24 protein-coding genes and 1 pseudogene are annotated in these 17,913 nt (G+C 47.6%); 10 read left to right on the forward strand and 15 right to left on the reverse strand.

The genetic code is table 11. The annotated features are described in order from the left end of the window. The first annotated feature begins 70 nt into the window (after positions 1 to 70). On the forward strand, positions 71 to 421 hold the full coding sequence (locus tag EVJ29_RS13140; RefSeq protein ID WP_131505237.1) for a hypothetical protein: 351 nt from the start codon (positions 71 to 73) through the stop codon (positions 419 to 421). Continuing rightward, positions 418 to 795 (forward strand): hypothetical protein, encoded by a 378-nt coding sequence (locus tag EVJ29_RS13145; protein WP_131505238.1) that lies wholly within the window; start codon positions 418 to 420, stop codon positions 793 to 795. The genes EVJ29_RS13140 and EVJ29_RS13145 overlap by 4 nt, the downstream gene beginning before the upstream one ends. A gap of 147 nt (positions 796 to 942) precedes the next feature. On the opposite strand, the gene EVJ29_RS13150 is transcribed toward EVJ29_RS13145, so the two are convergent. After that, the gene (locus EVJ29_RS13150; RefSeq protein WP_131505239.1) at positions 943 to 1,323 is read right to left on the reverse strand and encodes a hypothetical protein; all 381 of its coding nucleotides are present in this window, start codon (positions 1,321 to 1,323) and stop codon (positions 943 to 945) included. A gap of 208 nt (positions 1,324 to 1,531) precedes the next feature. Between EVJ29_RS13150 and EVJ29_RS13155 the strand changes: the two genes are divergently transcribed. Continuing rightward, positions 1,532 to 2,164: a DUF1643 domain-containing protein gene (locus tag EVJ29_RS13155; RefSeq protein WP_161567362.1), complete on the forward strand. Its 633-nt coding sequence runs from the start codon at positions 1,532 to 1,534 to the stop codon at positions 2,162 to 2,164. A gap of 117 nt (positions 2,165 to 2,281) precedes the next feature. On the opposite strand, the gene EVJ29_RS13160 is transcribed toward EVJ29_RS13155, so the two are convergent. Further along, positions 2,282 to 2,635: an HNH endonuclease gene (locus EVJ29_RS13160; RefSeq protein WP_131505241.1), complete on the reverse strand. Its 354-nt coding sequence runs from the start codon at positions 2,633 to 2,635 to the stop codon at positions 2,282 to 2,284. A 273-nt stretch (positions 2,636 to 2,908) separates the two neighbouring features. On the opposite strand from EVJ29_RS13160, the gene EVJ29_RS13165 reads away from it, so the two are divergent. From EVJ29_RS13165 to EVJ29_RS15425, 3 genes and pseudogenes are all read left to right on the forward strand, one after another. Further along, the gene (locus EVJ29_RS13165; RefSeq protein ID WP_131505242.1) at positions 2,909 to 3,115 is read left to right on the forward strand and encodes a hypothetical protein; all 207 of its coding nucleotides are present in this window, start codon (positions 2,909 to 2,911) and stop codon (positions 3,113 to 3,115) included. A 216-nt stretch (positions 3,116 to 3,331) separates the two neighbouring features. Next, positions 3,332 to 3,469: pseudogene (locus EVJ29_RS13170) on the forward strand (ATP-binding protein); the annotation flags it as partial. Further along, positions 3,450 to 3,602: a hypothetical protein gene (locus EVJ29_RS15425; protein WP_161567363.1), complete on the forward strand. Its 153-nt coding sequence runs from the start codon at positions 3,450 to 3,452 to the stop codon at positions 3,600 to 3,602. The pseudogene EVJ29_RS13170 and the gene EVJ29_RS15425, both read left to right, overlap by 20 nt. A 382-nt stretch (positions 3,603 to 3,984) precedes the next feature. Here the strand turns inward: EVJ29_RS15425 and EVJ29_RS13175 are convergent, their stop codons facing one another. The 4 genes from EVJ29_RS13175 to EVJ29_RS13190 form a co-directional block, all read right to left on the reverse strand. Next, positions 3,985 to 5,871 carry a hypothetical protein gene (locus EVJ29_RS13175; RefSeq protein ID WP_131505243.1) on the reverse strand — a complete coding sequence of 629 codons (1,887 nt, stop codon included), beginning with the start codon at positions 5,869 to 5,871 and terminating at the stop codon, positions 3,985 to 3,987. Positions 5,872 to 6,084: 213 nt separating this feature from the next. Then, positions 6,085 to 6,216, reverse strand: a complete 132-nt coding sequence (locus tag EVJ29_RS15640; protein ID WP_269089667.1) for a hypothetical protein — start codon at positions 6,214 to 6,216, stop codon at positions 6,085 to 6,087. Positions 6,217 to 6,455: 239 nt separating this feature from the next. Next, the gene (locus EVJ29_RS13185; RefSeq protein ID WP_131505244.1) at positions 6,456 to 6,836 is read right to left on the reverse strand and encodes a hypothetical protein; all 381 of its coding nucleotides are present in this window, start codon (positions 6,834 to 6,836) and stop codon (positions 6,456 to 6,458) included. Between the two features lie 123 nt (positions 6,837 to 6,959). Continuing rightward, positions 6,960 to 7,241: a hypothetical protein gene (locus EVJ29_RS13190; RefSeq protein ID WP_131505245.1), complete on the reverse strand. Its 282-nt coding sequence runs from the start codon at positions 7,239 to 7,241 to the stop codon at positions 6,960 to 6,962. 144 nt (positions 7,242 to 7,385) lie between these two features. Here EVJ29_RS13190 and EVJ29_RS13195 point away from each other — a divergent pair, with 144 nt between their 5' ends. The 4 genes from EVJ29_RS13195 to EVJ29_RS13210 all read left to right on the forward strand — a co-directional run bounded on the left by EVJ29_RS13195 (position 7,386) and on the right by EVJ29_RS13210 (position 9,578). Then, a complete protein-coding gene (locus EVJ29_RS13195; RefSeq protein WP_131505246.1) occupies positions 7,386 to 8,228 on the forward strand; it encodes a ComEC/Rec2 family competence protein in 843 nt (280 codons plus the stop codon). Further along, positions 8,225 to 8,449, forward strand: a complete 225-nt coding sequence (locus EVJ29_RS13200; RefSeq protein ID WP_131505247.1) for a DUF3006 domain-containing protein — start codon at positions 8,225 to 8,227, stop codon at positions 8,447 to 8,449. The genes EVJ29_RS13195 and EVJ29_RS13200 overlap by 4 nt, the downstream gene beginning before the upstream one ends. Before the next feature lie 65 nt (positions 8,450 to 8,514). Beyond that, complete coding sequence (locus tag EVJ29_RS13205; protein WP_131505248.1) at positions 8,515 to 9,030, forward strand: GNAT family N-acetyltransferase; 516 nt, start codon at positions 8,515 to 8,517, stop codon at positions 9,028 to 9,030. Between the two features lie 89 nt (positions 9,031 to 9,119). Next, complete coding sequence (locus EVJ29_RS13210; protein WP_131505249.1) at positions 9,120 to 9,578, forward strand: GNAT family N-acetyltransferase; 459 nt, start codon at positions 9,120 to 9,122, stop codon at positions 9,576 to 9,578. A 31-nt stretch (positions 9,579 to 9,609) separates the two neighbouring features. On the opposite strand, the gene EVJ29_RS13215 is transcribed toward EVJ29_RS13210, so the two are convergent. From EVJ29_RS13215 to EVJ29_RS13255, 9 genes are all read right to left on the reverse strand, one after another. Next, positions 9,610 to 11,046, reverse strand: coding sequence for an ImmA/IrrE family metallo-endopeptidase (locus EVJ29_RS13215; protein WP_131505250.1), 1,437 nt, complete (start codon positions 11,044 to 11,046; stop codon positions 9,610 to 9,612). A gap of 4 nt (positions 11,047 to 11,050) precedes the next feature. Beyond that, entirely contained in the window at positions 11,051 to 11,338 is a 288-nt protein-coding gene (locus EVJ29_RS13220; RefSeq protein ID WP_131505251.1) for a hypothetical protein, read from the reverse strand. Between the two features lie 5 nt (positions 11,339 to 11,343). After that, positions 11,344 to 11,793 carry a hypothetical protein gene (locus EVJ29_RS13225; RefSeq protein ID WP_131505252.1) on the reverse strand — a complete coding sequence of 150 codons (450 nt, stop codon included), beginning with the start codon at positions 11,791 to 11,793 and terminating at the stop codon, positions 11,344 to 11,346. Positions 11,794 to 11,802: 9 nt separating this feature from the next. After that, a complete protein-coding gene (gene mobP2, locus EVJ29_RS13230) occupies positions 11,803 to 12,957 on the reverse strand; it encodes a MobP2 family relaxase (protein ID WP_131505253.1) in 1,155 nt (384 codons plus the stop codon). Further along, on the reverse strand, positions 12,950 to 13,201 hold the full coding sequence (locus EVJ29_RS13235) for a hypothetical protein (protein ID WP_029596487.1): 252 nt from the start codon (positions 13,199 to 13,201) through the stop codon (positions 12,950 to 12,952). Before EVJ29_RS13235 ends, mobP2 begins: the two co-directional genes overlap by 8 nt. A gap of 200 nt (positions 13,202 to 13,401) precedes the next feature. Next, complete coding sequence (locus EVJ29_RS13240; protein WP_131505254.1) at positions 13,402 to 14,241, reverse strand: hypothetical protein; 840 nt, start codon at positions 14,239 to 14,241, stop codon at positions 13,402 to 13,404. Further along, positions 14,242 to 14,820, reverse strand: coding sequence for a hypothetical protein (locus tag EVJ29_RS13245; RefSeq protein ID WP_131505255.1), 579 nt, complete (start codon positions 14,818 to 14,820; stop codon positions 14,242 to 14,244). 30 nt (positions 14,821 to 14,850) lie between these two features. Then, positions 14,851 to 15,957: a lysozyme family protein gene (locus EVJ29_RS13250; RefSeq protein ID WP_131505256.1), complete on the reverse strand. Its 1,107-nt coding sequence runs from the start codon at positions 15,955 to 15,957 to the stop codon at positions 14,851 to 14,853. Continuing rightward, complete coding sequence (locus EVJ29_RS13255) at positions 15,957 to 17,909, reverse strand: VirB4 family type IV secretion system protein (protein ID WP_201739018.1); 1,953 nt, start codon at positions 17,907 to 17,909, stop codon at positions 15,957 to 15,959. Before EVJ29_RS13255 ends, EVJ29_RS13250 begins: the two co-directional genes overlap by 1 nt. Positions 17,910 to 17,913: the final 4 nt, after the last annotated feature.

The following is a 17,913-nucleotide window of genomic DNA, read 5'->3' on the forward strand; positions in this document are numbered from 1 at the left end:
TTATTTTATGTTACAATCAAGGTACATTATAAGTGACACTTAAAGTGACACTTTAAAAGGGGGAGATTCAATGATTATCGAACATCGCAATACGCTCACCCCTACAGACTTGAAGCGTAAGGATGGATTCACCCGTGTCAAAGTCGCAATCCAGAATGATCCTTCACAAGTCTTTGTGGTGAGAAGTCCTCGAGAAGAGGAAGAGATTGTTCTCATGTCTGTCGCAAACGCGGAACGTTTGATGGCCCTTGAGGAGCGGTTTAACAAATTCATCGATGCGTCCGTCTTCCATGAGTTCGAACGTCGTCAAGAGCTGGGATCCAAGTCTTACGCGTTAAAAGACGTCCCGGGCGTCGATCTCGATGAAGATGATGTCTATATACCGATTGCCGTTCAAGAAGAGGAGGGCGACCGTCGATGATTGCCAAGGCACAGAAGTTTTGGTTCACATTCTTCGAGCAAATGAAAGTTCATTATGATGTAACAATCGAGGTCACCTCTTTCTCAGAAGGTGACCTCGATCATTTTTATCGTGAAAGGCGCCATAAAGAGATTGCTGGCTATATCGAACGTCAGATCCGTCAAGGCATCTTCGCGCCGCCAGATGGGACTGCAAATCCTATCCATGGGAAGCATTCGGATTATGTCTATATAAAAATACTTCGTGCCGGCATCCGAATCATCTATCTACCGAAGAAAGTCGACGGCACCACTCTGATGGTCCTAGACACTATCGGCTATCGAGCGGACGATGCGGTTTACAATGAATTTCAGAGAAGACGTCCCCATACATAAAAACTTGTTCTACTTATCGAGGGGACAGACTCCTTGCAACCCTAATAACCGTTTTGTTTTTCTGACACAGTCAACGGATCATGTAAGCAAATGAGAAAAGATACTCTTCGATTGTTCTGCTCCCCAATAGGTAGACACATCAATCAATCATATTCTCTGCATCCTGACGATACGCCAATCTTTCAACTGTTGGGCCTCCATATGATTTGTGACCCGTTCAATCATTCTCATTTTTTCGCTCTGAGAAAAATTGAAGGCATCTTCCGATAGTTCCAACTCGACCTCTATCGTGACATTGACCTTCTTTTTTCGTTTGTTGAATCGACGAAGCAGGTAATCCTCCAGTTCGTCGATGATTTCCGCGTCATCGATGCCATCAGAGGACTTCAAAGCGATGTTCAACCAAGGATTGAGTTGATCGATGTACGCTTCGAGTTCTCGGGGCGTCGTGTGTAGGTATGTCCAAAGGTGATCAAATCGTAATGTGTCCGTCTTGTGAAACAGTCTAATCCACTCTTGAAGTCTCATGAGATAACTCCTTTTTGATTTAAGTGTATCTCGTGTCATGTGTGACGGACAGTGACGAGTTTATGGCCAAATGAAAGTCCCACTGTGAATGATTTACATGCGACCCTGTCACTCTTGAAAAATCAAATACCACCCTCATCATTTATTGGACAGGCTCTTCTCCTCAGACGTTGTATAATCAACTTATCAAACGATGGAGGCGAAGCATATGTTTAAACCATGGGACAGCCAGTACCGTGTGAAGGCCCTGTTGGATGAGACCGGGAAATACCGCTACCAGTTTACATGCCAGTGGGGGGAGAGTGGACGTTTCGTCACGTTCGTCATGTTGAATCCGAGTCAAGGGAACCAGGTACAGGACGACAAGACGTTGCAGCGTTGCATCTCTTTCGCGAAAAGTTGGGGCTATGACGGCATCAAGGTCGTCAATTTGTTCGCTTTTATCTCGACGGACCCGGACAACCTCAAACATCAGGAAGACCCAATCGGTCCGGAGAATGACCGCCACATCCGTGACGCGATTCAAGGATCTGCTTTGGTGGTTGCAGCCTGGGGCCAGACGCTTCGTACACCGTTTGCGAAACGACGCATCCAAGCGATGCTCGAGCTATTGAAAGACATAGAGATGCATTGCTTGAAAGTCACGAAATGCGGATGCTATCCGATGCATCCCCTCTATCTCTCGAGCAAGCTCACACCGATTCCGTTTGTTCCACCGAACCATCAGAACGTCATCAAAGTGCCTAAACGGACCGTGCCCCAAGCGACGGGCTCAAGGGAAGCGATGTTTTCGAACGGATCGGATATCGGCTTTTTTGACGATTCGGATTGGGAAGTTTGAGCGTGTCGAATCATCTGGCGTAAAGTGAGAATGAACGAAACAGGGCTGTCCCCGCCGTAAATGATGGTGGGGGCAGCCCTGTTTGGACCTACGGTGATATATTCTTCAGGTGTCGGTTTACGAGTGGAGAGCCTTCTGTGCCTGTTTCGCGATCATCTCTTTCAACTCTTGAACCGAATAGGCCGGTCTCCGACGATGGAGCATGGCGTGACAGTTCGGACAGACGGGCACCAGGTCGTCAATCGGGTGGACCTCGTATTCTTCTTTGATCGTATGTAGCTCTTTCAAATGGTGGACATGGATATACTCTTTCCCGATTGATCCATAGACGTCGACAAAACTGAACTCACATACGACGCATCGATAGCCCTTTTCGTTCAGACATTCTTGGCGTGTTTCAATATAAGGACGAAAAACATGCGTTTTTCTTCGACGGGATGGGCGACTCGCGTTGCTCTCGCCTGGATCCATAGGACGGATCCGGGAAAAGGGTCGTTTTCGCAAGACGAAAACGAAGTGGCTCGTGCGTGGATATAGGGTGAAGTTTTGGTCTGTCTCGTCAAAATGATATTTGATGAAACGACAGAAGTGAAAAGAGCACTTGTTTATTGAAAATGAGCATGTTTTCTAAACAATCCCTAGGCCTTGTTTGAAACAACACCAGGGCTTACGTGAAATAAACCGAGATGTTGCTTGCATGGATGCGAGGTATCATTAGGCTATCAAATGGAGAGGATGATTCAGATGGATAATTTCCAACTAGACCAACAGACGATGGACGAGATGACGGAGGTGCTGCTCCGACGCCTTCCTGACCGGCTTCAGAAACAGTTCGACGATTTGAAACTCGTGAGCATGGATATTCTTTGTGATGTGAAGGAAGGGGAACGCTTGACCCACCTCAGCGTCTTTTTCAATACCAATATGATTCGACGGAATCGTCGTACATAAGAATAAAAAGGACGGTTGTATACATGTATACAATTTTCAGACGCATTCATTTCTGTAGGCCCATGAACAAGGACTGAACTGCCTTTTTACGGGGAATCGTTCTATAGAGAACCGGAAGGGGTGAGGAGAGGTGGACAGAGGGGCTGCTTGATGACTATGCGTTCGAAGGGTTGGATCCGTTCGTCCGGACGGTGTTCTCGGAACTGATGGAACATCCCGAGCGGATGGCATCTTCGATTAGGAAACGAGACCATCGCAGAGGCGATTCTCGACCGGATCATCCATGACTCCCATCAAATCTTGATTGACGGTGAAATATCGATGAGGGAACGCCATGGCATATCAACACGCTGACGTCCGGCCCATCCAAGTGATGGCTCTTTTCTTCGCACTCGGTGGCTCAGTCGTCCGCGATTGGTGGCTCACAACACCGCAACCCCTTGTCCAACGAGCATTGAGTTACATGATGGTCGACGTGTGTCACTGACAGGTACCGAACCTGGCATTCGGTGGTACATAAGATGTCAGAGGCGGTAAATACTCGTGGCCGTAATCACCGATGGAAAAATTCACAATACTGTGGTGATGTGGGACGATTTAAATAAGAAGATATTTTGATATTCAGACTAGTTTACATATTTGAATTATCGTTAGTTTTCTAAGTGATATATAATTTTAAAACCAGTCATCTTGATATAAGATGACTGGTTTTTCTTAAATCCTGTGCATAATATCTCTTAAATTGACACTGCCATTTTAATCAATTCCAATTATTATATTAAACGACCGTTTTATATAATAATTCTAAAAAAAGAACTCCATACGAAGTTCTTTCGAGTTTAATATTTCATTGGAAATCAAAAGCAATTTCAAAGTAGATATAACACTCCAAATTTCTCTTCGAATTCAATAGCTACCTGATCACGGGCTTTATTAAGTAAATCTTTTTCAACCTCTGAGAAAAGTTTAGCAATTTCTCCTAATTTTTCATTTGAAAAATCTATACTATCAATATTAACTTCTTTTCGTCTCATCATTACAGTCTGTCTAACTATTGAGAGATATTCTAAATCGCTTGAATTCAAAGACTGGCTTGAATAACCATAGGCATGCTCCATGTAACTAGATTTAGCTTCTTGTCTTAGTTGGTAACAATGAATTTTAATTTGGTAATCATTCCATTCAATTAATTTCGTCAATATCATCATCAAACTATCTATTATTACTCCCCTTTTATTCGGTTCTATGTGAAGATAAAGCTTTGTTAATTTAGTTGCCACGATCAAACAAGCATAGTAAATCGAATCATTATTAAAAGTCCTTAAAAAATATAAGACTCTACTGGTTTTTCTTTCTTGAATCAATAGAATTATTAACTTACTAAGCGGATCACCTATGAGATTTAAATTTCCGTTTGAGTAAAGCGCTTCATGATACATTTCGTTGCTTTTTATCACGTCAGTAAGATGAGCTAAACTTGTGACATCATGTGAGATCATTCTGATTTTTTCAAAGAAAGCAGACAATTCAACCGATTTTTCTAATTCGTTTAAATCTAATTTTTTATCTATAATATTGTAGTAATCAATAAAGAAACTGTCGGATACCGCAAATGGAACCGCCATATTTAATTTTCCTAAACGTGTATAAGAAAAATCATTATTTATTTTATAGTAGCTATATTGCATAGTCGATGTCATAGCATCAAGCATTTTTTCCTTATTTTGTTCAAATATAACTTTACTTTTTGTTGCAGAAATAGCAGAAAAAATTTGCTTCAACAAATCGCCTAGTTCAGTGGACGATATGTATACCTCATGTCTGATGAAAAGATTTAATAACCTAGTATATTGATTCAGAGCATCTGTATACAATTCCATTCTTAATAACGCTTGAATCGCTCCGACCCAATATTCTATAGTGTCAGGTGAACGTACCCCCTCTAAATGATATTCTTGAATTTCTGACTTATAGTTATACAAAGAAATGTTGGTGACCCTTTCAAAGGCGTAAAAATTCCTTACATATTCTACATCTCTTCTAAGAATTTTTTCATGCGTATCCTCAGATAAATTAAATAGATATTCGGATTCTTTTCGTTTTTTAAGAAAGTTATCTTTTAATCCTTTACGAATGACCCTTCTGTTTTCCCAAATATAAATACTTCCTATTTTTTCTCTACTAATTTTAAAGCTATTAGTAAACAAAATAATTTTTAAGATTAAAAAAGAAAATATTCCTAATGTAATCAGAAATAGAGGTAAAATGGCTTCAGGAGATTTTTCTTTTATATAAAAGAATATATTTAAAAATAACAATGCAAAAACAGCCATACTTACGAGTATAAGGTTTCCAAATATAGATTTAGCAAATGTGATTGTATAAATCGAAGTTCCCAATACTTTTTCTTTTTTCAAACTGATGATCAAAGAAAATAAGGACGTTATAATAAACGTGATACTGACTTGTGAAAAAACCAATTGCCTGTTGATGTCATTTGATAAAACAGGAAGCGTATCAAAAAAAGATTTCAAAAAAGTTAAATTTATTAAACTAGTAAGATGTAGAACACTTAGCAGGACTAAAAATGCAACCACTAACTCAATTCCAGTAAGAAATCTACTAAATAAATAAAGACCTGTGTATCTATATTTCGCTTCAATTTTATAATACTCTCGAAGTAATTTTATTTTGAGTTTGTGCCTTCTATACCTTAATTTCTCTAACTTCTTATTTATCTTACTAATCAATCTCATCCCTCAATTCCTAAGGAGTAGTTTTAATAATAAGAGCAGGCAGACTTTTTTCTTATCATATCTTGTTTTGTGAAAGAAATATTAGCTGAAAGTTTGTTCTTCCTAAAAATAAGATTGTTAGTGTAAAGAAGATGAGAACTTAATCCCCGACCATCCCCTCGTTGTCATTGTTCTGTATGTATAGTATTGACCGGACGACGACACATCTTCGGTTTAGTCGTCCTGCAGCGTGATATCTTCGGCGATCACTTTTACTAACTGCCCATGTCCGTTCGTGAACGCCCAATACTCACCTTTTCTATAACCGATATCGATGACGATGTTCGCCTCACGGTAGCCGGACAAGTCCCCACCATCAACGTCAATCAGTTTATAGCCGGAGAACAGACTGTCATCTGAATCAACAACCGTTTCCTCGGCTTCTGCAGGCTCTTCGGAATTAGTCTCCTCATTTGAGGAAGGTGTGTCTTCGTTGGTACAACCGGCATCGTCAGAATCGCCAAAGGTAAGGCTAAGTAGGTGAATTTCATTTTTCTCCTTGTAGTATGTATATGCGTAGATGAGTCGACACTGCCGATGTTCAATTATATCCTTTGCATCCTAACAATGCGCCAATCTTTCACGTTTTGTTCATCCATATACCGTATCACGCGTTCAATCATACTAAACCGTTCGCGCTGACAAAAGTTGCAGGCTTCTTCCGGTAATGGCATTTCGACCTCAATCGTGACTTTTACTTTTTTTCTTCGTTTGTTGAATCGACTGAGCAAATGATGTTCCAGCTTCGTGATGAATGCTACGTCGTCAACACCACCTTCGAACTTCAATACTCGAGTAATCTCAGGACTGATCTGGTCAAGGTGGCTCTTGATTTCAAATGGTGTCGCATCCAAATACTCGCAGAGGTGATCAAAGCGTAGTATCTCTGTACCGTGATATTGCTGGATCCAATCTTGAAGTCGCATAAGGATAACCCCTTTTTAGTTCAAGTGTACCTCGTAGGGTTTTGACAAACAGTGACGAAATCGTGTATAGCGCGTGTAAGGTACTACTCATGAAAACTGTTCGATTTCATATTCTTTCCTTCCTTAAAAACGGACTTTGTTCTGAGCCTCCATCTCTGTCAACTTTGCCTTTTTCACTTTAGGATCAGTGGTGAACCGATAGCTGCTTCCCTCATGTATCCAGGTCTCGTCAAGGATGATGCCATTCATAATGTGGCGATACGGCATGGCGGTGCATAACGTGTATGCTTTCAGATAGTGTGCAGCTTCCTGAATGGAGACACACTCTTTTACTTCCACCCCGTCTTTAAAAATCAGGACGGGTTTATACCTCTTGTTTATTGCGGTTGGCGTTCGTAAACCCATTTCTTTCACTCCTCCTATCAATCACACCTTAACTATTTATGTATGAGGTCAGCCTCAGGATTTAGAAGCTATTTAACAAATACCGGATTATAATAAAGGTGTGTTGGATAATTTTACAATATTTTTAAAGTGGAGTGATAGAAGATGAATAAATTGATTAAAATCGGGAGCGCCGTTCTATTTAGTGGAGCGCTATTGGTGTCGCCATACGGAGAGGCATCGGCCGCTGCGAGCATCAAAGTCCATTACATCGATGTCGGACAGGGAGACGCCATCTACATCAAGATGCCGGGCGGTGAGGACGTCATCATCGACGGTGGGAACAAAGGAAAAGGGGACTCCATCGTCGCCTATCTCAAGAAGCAAAAAGTCGATGACATTGAGGTGTTGATCTCGACGCATCCGGATGCGGATCATATCGGTGGGTTAGACGAAATTTTGGATGCCTATCGTGTCGAGAACATCTACGCACCGAAAGTGAAGCACACGACCCAGGCCTACAAAGACTTCCTTCAAGCCGTCAAACGGGAAGGGAAGACCATCAAAACGGCACAGGCCGGGGTGAAACTGCCGATCAAAGGTGTTAGTGCGAAGTTTGTCGGTCCGGTCAAATCCTACTCGAACAGTGACCTGAACAACTGGAGTGCGGTCCTTCATGTCACATACAAGAAGAACACATTCTTGTTCACAGGGGACGCGGAACACGCTTCTGAGAAGGACATGATGGCCAAGAAGCAGACGCTCCGGGCGGATATATTGAAAGTGGGCCATCACGGTGCCAAGACGTCGACAAGCAGCACGTTCTTGAACACGGTCAAACCGAAGCATGCCATCATCAGCGTCGGGAAGAACAGCTATGGTCACCCGACGTCCGAAGTGGTGACGAACTTGAAGCGACAAAAAGCGAACACGCTTCGCACAGACAAGAACGGCACGATCATCATCACGGGGAACGGCTCGAGTTATGCCGTGAAAAAATCCAAATGAAGAGACGACGGGGAATCATCGATCGATTCGAAGGGGACTTGGCTGTCGTCGAATTCGGAGAAGTGATGGAGGATATTCCAAAGTCACGGCTCCCTGAACCGACTCAGTCGGGCGATGTGCTTTGGTTTTACGAAGATGGACGAGTTGAGATGGATACAGGGGAAAAAGAACGGTTATCAAAAGAAATCGATGAGTTGATGGATGAGCTTTGGGAGGATTAACCTTCTTAAAAATCAGCGCAAATTTGTTAGGCAAAGTACGAAAAATATGACGAGGGAGAAGTCTTATGAAAATCAGAATCGCAAAACCATCTGACGCCTATCATATTGCAAAAGTACAAATAGATAGTTGGCAATCGACATATAAAGGCATTTTATCAGAAGATTACTTGAAGGACTTAAACTATAAAACCAAAGAATTGAAATGGTACAACACTCTCCAAAATCAAACGGTCTATGTGGTCGAGAACTTAGATGAAGAGATTGTTGGGTTTGCACATGGAGGGCCGTCCGAAAAAGCAGTTTGTCCGACATTTACAGGAGAGTTGTATTCTATTTATCTACTTCAACACTATCAATATCAAGGACTAGGTAAGTTGTTATTTGATGCAGTTGCATCAAAATTGATGAATGAAGGATTTTCTTCTCTGAAGGTTTTTGTTTTAGATCAGAACCCCAGCAGACTTTTTTATGAAGCATTGGGAGGTAAGGAAATAGAAGTTACTTCAGTTGAAATTCACGGAATTGATTATCGAGAGATTGTCTATGGATGGGAAAGCATAGGGACAAAAATTATAACCTAAAAAATCATATATCAGATCGTTTTGACGCTTTTAGGGTTGAAATGAATAAAGTTTAAGGATTGCATAATTTGTAGAATTGGAGAACCGATATGTTACTTATCCAAAGATCGAGTAAAAATGAAGCATCTGTATTATTGGACATACAAAAGGAAGCCTTTCAAAAGGATTTAATAAAGTATGAAGATTATGATACCAGTCCTGTTAACGAGCCGATAGAACGGCTAATCAAGAAGATTGAGCTGTTCATTCATTACACCATTTGGATTGATGGAAAAATTGCTGGCGGAGCTGACATTCGAGATATGAGTGAAGGAAGATATCGTTTAAATCGAATATTTTTATCTGAACGGTATCAAAACAAAGGCTTTGGGACTGAAATAATAAATCTAATTGAAGCAGAATTCCAACTCGCTAAGGAATGGAGATTAGATACACCTCATTTGAATACTAGAAATCATCATTTCTATGAAAAGCTTGGATACAAACGAGAGGCCCAACATCAAATAAACAGTAAACTGATATTGATTGATTATGTAAAAAAGATATGAGCTCTATTTAAAAGCCCATATCTCTTAATACTTATATTAGTCTTTCGACGTTAAACATTGCTGTTCTAGAGAGGGACTTCTTCTCTTTCTCAAGTAGTATGTCATGCCAACGGTCTTCAAGAGACTTTAGAAAGGGTTTTTCTAACCGTTTGTTTTTTTCAAGGTCGTGTAATGGATGCACAGTTCTATCCGGATCGAAGTGACCGCTAATCAATGATTTACCCGGTAAGGCGACCGTGTAGGCGACGAGTACATCTTCAGAAAAGTCATGATTGTTGGCGACACCGAATGACTGGAACCCGAATCCTTTATTGTGAATATACATGAGCGGCTCATCGACGCGATCCACCGTCAGGTTCGTCTCGAGGGCTGCTTTTGCGTTCAGATAGGGTTCCACCTCCTCAGGGTACATATTTTGTACGGCATGAACCCGTTCATAAAGACTGAGGTCAGCGTCTTTCCAACCCATACGCCGCTCTAGCTGTTCAAGGTAATCGAGAGGGCTCTGTTCTCTCTCTTGCTCCAAGGTGTGCACTTTCTCGAGATGTGATTCAATATGGTCGAGGAAAACCGCAGATGTCTGATGGACCTCCTGCAACAGTTGTTCCTTATCGAGGAGTTCCTTGTCTTTCGTCCAACCGGCCAGATAGGAGAGCGAGAAGTCGTCCGTCGGGAAGCCGAGTTGATGCGAGACGACATAGGCGACCATCTCGGCCTGGAACTCCTTCTCGGGTGCCGTGAGCGGCTTGTCCCGTTCGAGGTTCCGTTCTTGATTGTGTAGCTCCGCGTGGGCGAGCTCGTGGATCAGGACGGTGATGTCCTCGATCGATGTGTTCCGTGGATTCAAGGCGATCGCATGCAACTCCGGATAATAACAGCCCTTAGCCGTTCCAATCTCGTCGAGCGGCTCCTCCAATAGCGTCACATTGCGGGCATCCACGAGCGTCGTCAAGGCGTCACGGATGTCTTGTTCGTTCTCAAGCCCGCCGTCCCGGTGATACCGTTTGAAGATGTCCGAGACCTCGATTCCTTTCTCGCGCGCATCGGTCTGCGTGTACTCGAACACGTGACCAATTTTGAAATACATCATTTTACGTGACGGGACTCGCCCTTGTTTTACGCCTTCCTTGATTGGCTTCGGTGCCTTGCTGAGCGGTACCCATTCATCTTTGTGTAGGGCATACGTCACCGGGCTTGGGACGAATACCTTGATGCCACGCTCACCTTTTTGGACCTGTGCGCCCTGCTTCTCCCAGAACGGATAAGAGCCGACCGCGACCGCGCCGGGAAACTGGGACTCGATTAAGACCGCGTTCCGCATCGAGTATTGATGGAACTTGCCGAGGAACTGCAGATGTTCACGGATCTTATCAGGACTCTCGAAGTAGCTGTCGATCTGTTTTCCCATCTGCTCGGTCAAGGCCTCGAGCTCGGCTTTCCGTTCTTCGTTCGTCTTCATCTTGGCCATCGTGTCAGACTCCTTCCTTCAACAAGTCGGTGACAGGTTCTGCAGTATCCGTGAATTCGTTCAGTTCACGTTCGAGTTGTGGCGATGTGTCCGGGATGTCGAGTAACAGCCGTGTCCGCTCGAAATTGACTGGAAGCAAGACGATCTCGTCTTGCGCGATGGCGGTCAAAAGTTGGTGCTCGGAAACGGACACCGGAATGTCGTACCGTTTTCCATAGATGAGGACCGTGACGGTGTTCGGTTGAATTGTCAACAGTTGTCCCATCGTGAAGGGACGATCAAGTGGTCGCATAGGATTCATCCTCTCTCAAAAGTTAGTGTGTCCTTCTTCTGTTTTTGGTGTTCGATGCGTTCCTGGACGATACGTTCCGCCGTCTCGAGGAACGTCGGTTTGAACTGGTCCGTCGTCATGATGTCCTCGATGCCTTCGGTCTGCATGAGCGCCTGCAGGAGCTCTGTCAAGATCTGCCCGTGACGGTCGGAGCGGTTCGCGGCGAGACGGATCCGCTCGAGTTCTATTAACACCTGCCCGTTGATCAACTCCTCGATATGATGTGAGACCTGCGTGCTGATCGAGCGGGTGAGGAACTGCATGTCCCACTTCTCGTCGGCCAGTTGTTTATGTTCTTCTGCGATGTGGTCGATGACCTGACCGAGGTGGCCGAAGCGTTTGTCGTCGGCGAACTCTTCTAAATACGCGACCGTCTCCGGCTTTAATCGAAGACGGATCTGTCTCAACTCTTCCATCGTCCTCCCTCACTTTCCATATTCGATATCCCGTTCCAGTTGTTCATATGCACGCTGATTTTTCAGGTGTTCGAACTCGTCGCTCATGTGCCGCTCGATTCGGTAGAGTGATTCGTTGAATATCTTTTGTTGTTTGAACGCGCGTCGGACCGGATGTTTGGGGGCTTCATTTTTCTCGAATGTCGTTTGTTCTTTTGACAAGTCTCGCATCTCTGAGAGGATGGCATTCCCCATCCGGGTGTAGAGGTCCTGTCGCTTCGTCGTCCGGTAGCGCTCGGCCTTTTCCGTATCGCCATAGCTGCGACGGTGGAACGAGACCTCCTGTTCGAGCCGCTCGTTGAAGGCTTGGAACTCTGATTTGAAGTGAAGGTCGATATAGCAGTCGGTCAGACTTTCGAGTGATTCTCGGAGTGGTTGCATCCCGTTCATGTTGTAGCGCCATTGACGTTTGTCTTCCGGCAACCGTTCATAGATGTACTTGAACTGACGGACGAGGTCGGGATGCAGGACACGGTTCGGGAGCGTTTGAATCTTCCGGTTCCGTTTATGGGCGACCAACTCGTTTCTTATGAACGCGTTCAGTTTCTCCTGTTCTTTCGTCCGGTCGGCGAGGGAGTGGATGACCTTCGACTTCATCAGCTCGATCGATTTTGGTTTTCGTTTGCCGCGCTCGCGCATGTGGCTCGTCTCGACGATGGCGACATGGACGTGGATGTTGTCGGTGTTGTAATGCAAGGCGGCCGTCCAATAGGCATGGACCATCTTCTCTTTTTGGAGCATCGCGTCGACCGCGTTCCGTGTCGCCTGGATCAACCGCCTCTCGTCGACTAGGTCGTCGTGGAGCACACCGGTCTCGCCTAGCCAAGCGTTGTCGAACGAGATGACGTCCTGCCAAAGGATGCTCCCGTTCTCTTGCGCGTGTTTGAAGATGTCGCGGACAACACGGCGCTTTTCGTCGTTCAATCGGTCGTCCTCGCGTGTGAACAGACCGCTCGACTTCGTCTCGTCTTCCATGTAATCGTGGTACGTCTCGAACTGTTGCCGACTGTCTTTCGCATCCGGACGGTTGATGTAGTCGAGGTACGTCGTGTAGCGACGAGACTTCTTTTTTGTGCCCGGCACCTTGAACTTCGACTTGATGACGACGCCCGGGGTCTCACGCATCCTGCATCACCTCGTTCAACAACCGGGTCACCTCGGCGAGCTCGTCCGCGCTCCGTTTCAGGTGGAGCGTGTTAGCCTCGAGCTGTCGTTCGAGTCGCTCGACCTGCGTCGATTGGATGCCGTTCGCGCACCAGGAAGCGAGCAGTTCTTTCAAATATTGTTGCCGGGAGCGATTATGTTCCTTCGCCCATTCATCGATCTGCTTCACGATGACGGGGTCGATGTCGCGGAGTAATAGATCCATCTGGCTGACCACCTTTCCAGAGGCTACATATTGCCGACGTTCGAAAAGTTCGTTCAAACGTTCAAAGAGCATAAGGGGAAACTGCTATCACTTTCCGTGATAGCCCAGGCAGAGCCTGGGGTTTCCGTGATATCACCAAAAGTCCGAAAATGGCACGAAATGTGCCAGTAAAACCAGCGATTTGGCACGAAATGTGCCACTTAAATCGACAGTTCCCGGAGCCTGACGCGTAATTTGTCGTGCTTTTCTTCGAGTGCTACGACCGACTTTTCGAGTTTCTCGAGTTCCAGGTTGAGCTCGTCACGCTTCCGGCCGAGGTCGAAGATTTCATTCTCCTGTTCGACCTGTTCGTCGAGCGAGAGGTAGGGAAGTTCGCCTTCGAGCTCCTCTTTGTCACGGTCGAGTCGCTTGATCTGTTGTCGCTGTACTTCGACCGACTGCTGCGCTTTTTCTAACTGGCGCTCGGTCTCTACGAGCTCGTCCTCGACGAATAGTTTCGTAAAAGCTGTCTCGTCAGATGAACTGTGGCTCGCCTGTTCGATGGTCCGACGGTCAGCATAGAGCGACGTCAATAGACTGTTCTCCCGTTCCTCAGGTGTGAGTTCATCCAGTGGTTGGGATTCATCCAATCCATAGATCCGGACAGCGAGTTGGTCGAAGTCGTTCGGCACGTCCTTCAATTCGAGCACGTATTGGTCGTTCCGTTCATAGAGCAACACAACCTCCTTCTCAGAATCTGGACGTGCCTTATAGACGGAACGAAAGACATGATCGTTCGTGTTACCTGGTGCGTCATCAAGTGAGAGGCGGATGCGCATCGTCCGTTTATCCATGTCATAACTCCATGCATGAAGCGTCACGACCTCGCCATTCGAGAGCCGGATTGCCTCGTTGACCGGCGTCTCATTGACCGGCACTTCCTCGGCAAAGAAGAACGACGAGGTGCCGAAAAAGAGGAAGCCGATGACAAAGAACACGCCGAGTCCGAGGTAGAACCGGGAGACGTTCTGGGTGAGACGCCGTCGCGATTGTCGCCGCATTTAGATCCCTCCTTCCGGTGTCAGGTCTTCCATCTCGGTGACAACTAAACGCCCGTCAATGGACTCGAACGTCAGGGCCAACAGTTCTTGCGTCGTCTCTTCATAACCCGTCTCAGTGATCAATAGGTCCTGTTCGAACCGGACGAGGCAATGATCTCCAGAAACAGAAGGAAACGCTTCGATGTCACGGACGGTCGTCTCGAACGTGCCGACGTCGCTCCCGTCAGCGGCGAAAAGCGTGGTCACGAGTTCCTCCGACATGACTTCTTTCGCCTGTCGTTTCTGTGTCGTATAACTGTCCTTCGTGACGGTGAAGGCGTACTCGACGAAGCGTGTCGCCCGTGTCGTCAACTCTTGCAACCGTTCGATTTCAGTTGATGTGGCGATTCGCTCGGTGTCTGTTGATGTGTCCGCCGGGGTTGCCGACTCGGAGGACACGTTGCTCTCGTTTTGTGTCTCACTCGTGTTCGAGGCACTTGCCGCTGGTGCCGCGCGTTGATAAAAAAAGACGTTCGCCGCGAGCGAGATCAGTAACAGTACCCCGAACAGATACGCGAGGTGACGTGTGGTGAAGTTCATTCTTCCTCCTCCTTTCCATACATCCATGACTCAAAATCCGAAGACCGGGGCGGGGTCGATATGACCGGACCATTCACTCGTCTTGATCTCGAAATGCAGATGATTCCCGCTCGATCGGCCTGTCGTGCCGCAATACCCGAGCGCCTGACCGGCCTCGATCTGTTGCCCGGTCTGGACGCCGAGACGACTCAGGTGCGCGTACGCCGTGATGTAGTCGTCGTGCCGGACCTGGACGAGATTGCCGTACGGTCCACGGTTCCCGCTATAGATGACAGTGCCACTCTTGACCGCGTGGATCGTGTCGGACGGGGTGCAACTGAAGTCGATCCCGGTGTGGTTGTCCCGTTGCCCGAAGACGACGCGCCACCCGAAACGCGATGTCACGTTGAGCGGGATGGCGAGTGGGGAACGTAACCCCGACAACAGCTCTTTCGTGATGACCCCATCAGCGACGGCGACCGGCGCAAGATATTTCAACACCGCGTCGACGTATTCGATGTCCCCGTAACAGGCGCCGTGCTGGACTGCACTCGGTCGATGGCAACGGTATATGCCGGTGTGTTTCACGCGTTGGTACATCATCTGCGAGAAAGAGATGGCGAGCTCTTTCGAGTATCGTCCGCCGTTCTCCTGGACGTAGTCGATGAAGCCGCCACCGAAATTGTAGCTCTGTAACGTGAGCTGCATGTCACGGTTCGCCCGCTCGAAGACGGACACAAAATGTTGCACCCCGTGGACGATGCTTTCCTCGGGAGAGGTGATACACCCAATCCGTCCACACATCGATTCGCTCGCCTGCATCGGGTCGTTCCCGCGTCCGCCACTCTCCTGCATCATGAGCGCGAGCACGAGGTTCGTTTGTTCGGCCAGTCCGTGCTTCGTCAGTTCCGATTCGACGAGACCACGATATTGGAGTACCTGTTCGCTCACTTGAAGACCGCCCGCCGTGTCGAACGGGACGTCGGTCGGTTGTTCGTTCTGGACACCCGTGAGTGTGTCGAGGATTCCGACGATAAGGATGACCAAGAACAACACGAGTGCCGCGATGCCGAGTAGGATGAGTCGCCACTTGAGCGTCGCGAGCTGCCACTTCGCCGTGACGGCGAAGCGGGCGGTCCGTTTCGCGGCCGCCCACATCAGGCACCCCCACCGAACAGAGCGAGTTCTTCGGGTGCGACGTCGACGTCAAAGATGAGGTTCTGCACACCCGAGATACTGAGGACGACGCGTCCCGTCTCGAGCGAGGGGATGATACGCATCTCGGAGTTCGAGAGCTGTCCGTCGAACACCGTCTGGATGATCGGGATGCTCTCCGCGTCCTGTTCGCCGATGATCTTGTATTGCGTCAATTGGAAGAGCGACTTGACGTTCTCCGCGTTCTCGGACTTCGACCCGGCCGGTACGAAGTCAGTGATCAGATGCGACACGAAGAAGATACCTCCGAAATACTTCCGTGCCTCGCGCATGCAACGTTGCAGATACAGGATGGCCGGCTGTGCGATGTCGCGCGTGTTAATCAAGTGGTGCGCCTCGTCGATGACGATGAGATATTTGCACGCCTCCTCGGTCCGGAGCACACCCTGATTATAGGCTTTCAGTTGGCTTGAGCCGTTGGCGATCATCCCGTCCCACAACATGTTCATGAGCGAGAACACCTGCGCCTGGAACACCTCGTCGCGTAGGCTCGTCAAGTTCCGGAGCGGGAACGAAACAATGAGCTCTTCGTCGAACCGGTCGATCGAGGAGTGCCCGTCGAAGATGTTGCCGTAGTTATGAACGAGGTTCGTGACGGCGAGCTCGATGTTCTCGAGGCGCCGGACCCGATTCGGACTGATGGCCTCTTTGATCGAGGTGCGCGTGTCGTCCGTGTAGAGCTCACGACGCACGAGCGTCAAAAAGTCGGAGAACGTCGGGTACCGGTTCGCCGGGTGCGTCGTGATCGGTAGTTCACCCTGTTCGTCCCAAAGTCCGTGCCGGACGTACAGGTCACGGAGCAGGATCTCGAACTCGTTCGTCTCTTCTTGTGTTGCCGCCGGATTGATGTAGTGATAAAACACGGCCATCTTCGACAAGTGTTGCATGAACGAGAGTGCCTCGTTGGCGCTGCCGTCATTGTTCGTCACCGTCTTATAGACATGGAGCGGGTTGATGAGCCCGGCCGACCCGTCGAGCGCGATCTCTTTCCCTCCGAGTTGACGCACGAGGTCAGAGAACTCGCCCGTCACGTCGAGGATGCGGATCTTGTTGCCCTTGATCGCCTGGTCGAGCACGGTCTTCTTCAATAGTGTCGACTTTCCGGATCCCATCTTTCCGATCATGAGCGCGTTGTAGAACTTGCGCTGCTTATCCTTATGGAACAGGTCGAAGATGACGCTGCCGTTCGTGTCGGTCGTCCCGTAATACGTGCCGGTCGCGTCCTGGAGCGACGTGAAGTGGAACGGATAGCCGCCGGCGATGGAGAGGGACGGGATCTCTTTCCCACGGCGCCGGTTCGGCAGTTTTTGTTGTTGGTCATAGCTCGTGAACAGGCTCTGCCACTCCCATTCCTGTTCGTTCAGGAAGATCGTCGAGCGGAAGTTCCGGGCCTCGAGTTCTTCCATCACTTCCTGTACCTTCACCTCGAGCGCGTCGAGTGTCTTCGCCTTCACATAGAGGCGTAGATGCAGATATTTCATCGTCTCGCCCTGGGTAATCTGTTCGTAGAGCTCGTTCAGTTCCTTATACGTCTCCCGGGCGTCGATGCGGTCGATGTTGTCTTTTGCGTTCTCGAAGCGCGTGTTCTGTTCGGCCATCGACTTGTTGATGGTCTGGATGATCTCACGCTTGTCGGCCGTCCCGATGTCGAGCGTCGTCAAAATACCCGGCATGTTCAAGATGGGTTCGAGCCAGTAGTCGTAGACGAGCGACTGATATTTATAGACGTGGAGACAGGACAGGTAGCCGTCCCCGAGCCGGACGAAGTTGGCGTCGAACCGGATGCCACCCTGCGGCTGGATCTTGGCGATGACGTCGGGATTGTAGCCTTTCTCGATCTTGACGGTCTCCGGGTCCGGTTGTTTGGATAACTTGTCACGCAGGCGCTGCCACATACGC

This window comes from Exiguobacterium sp. SH4S7, assembly GCF_004336795.1.
In the GTDB taxonomy this organism is placed as follows: Bacteria; Bacillota; Bacilli; order Exiguobacteriales; family Exiguobacteriaceae; genus Exiguobacterium; species Exiguobacterium aurantiacum_A.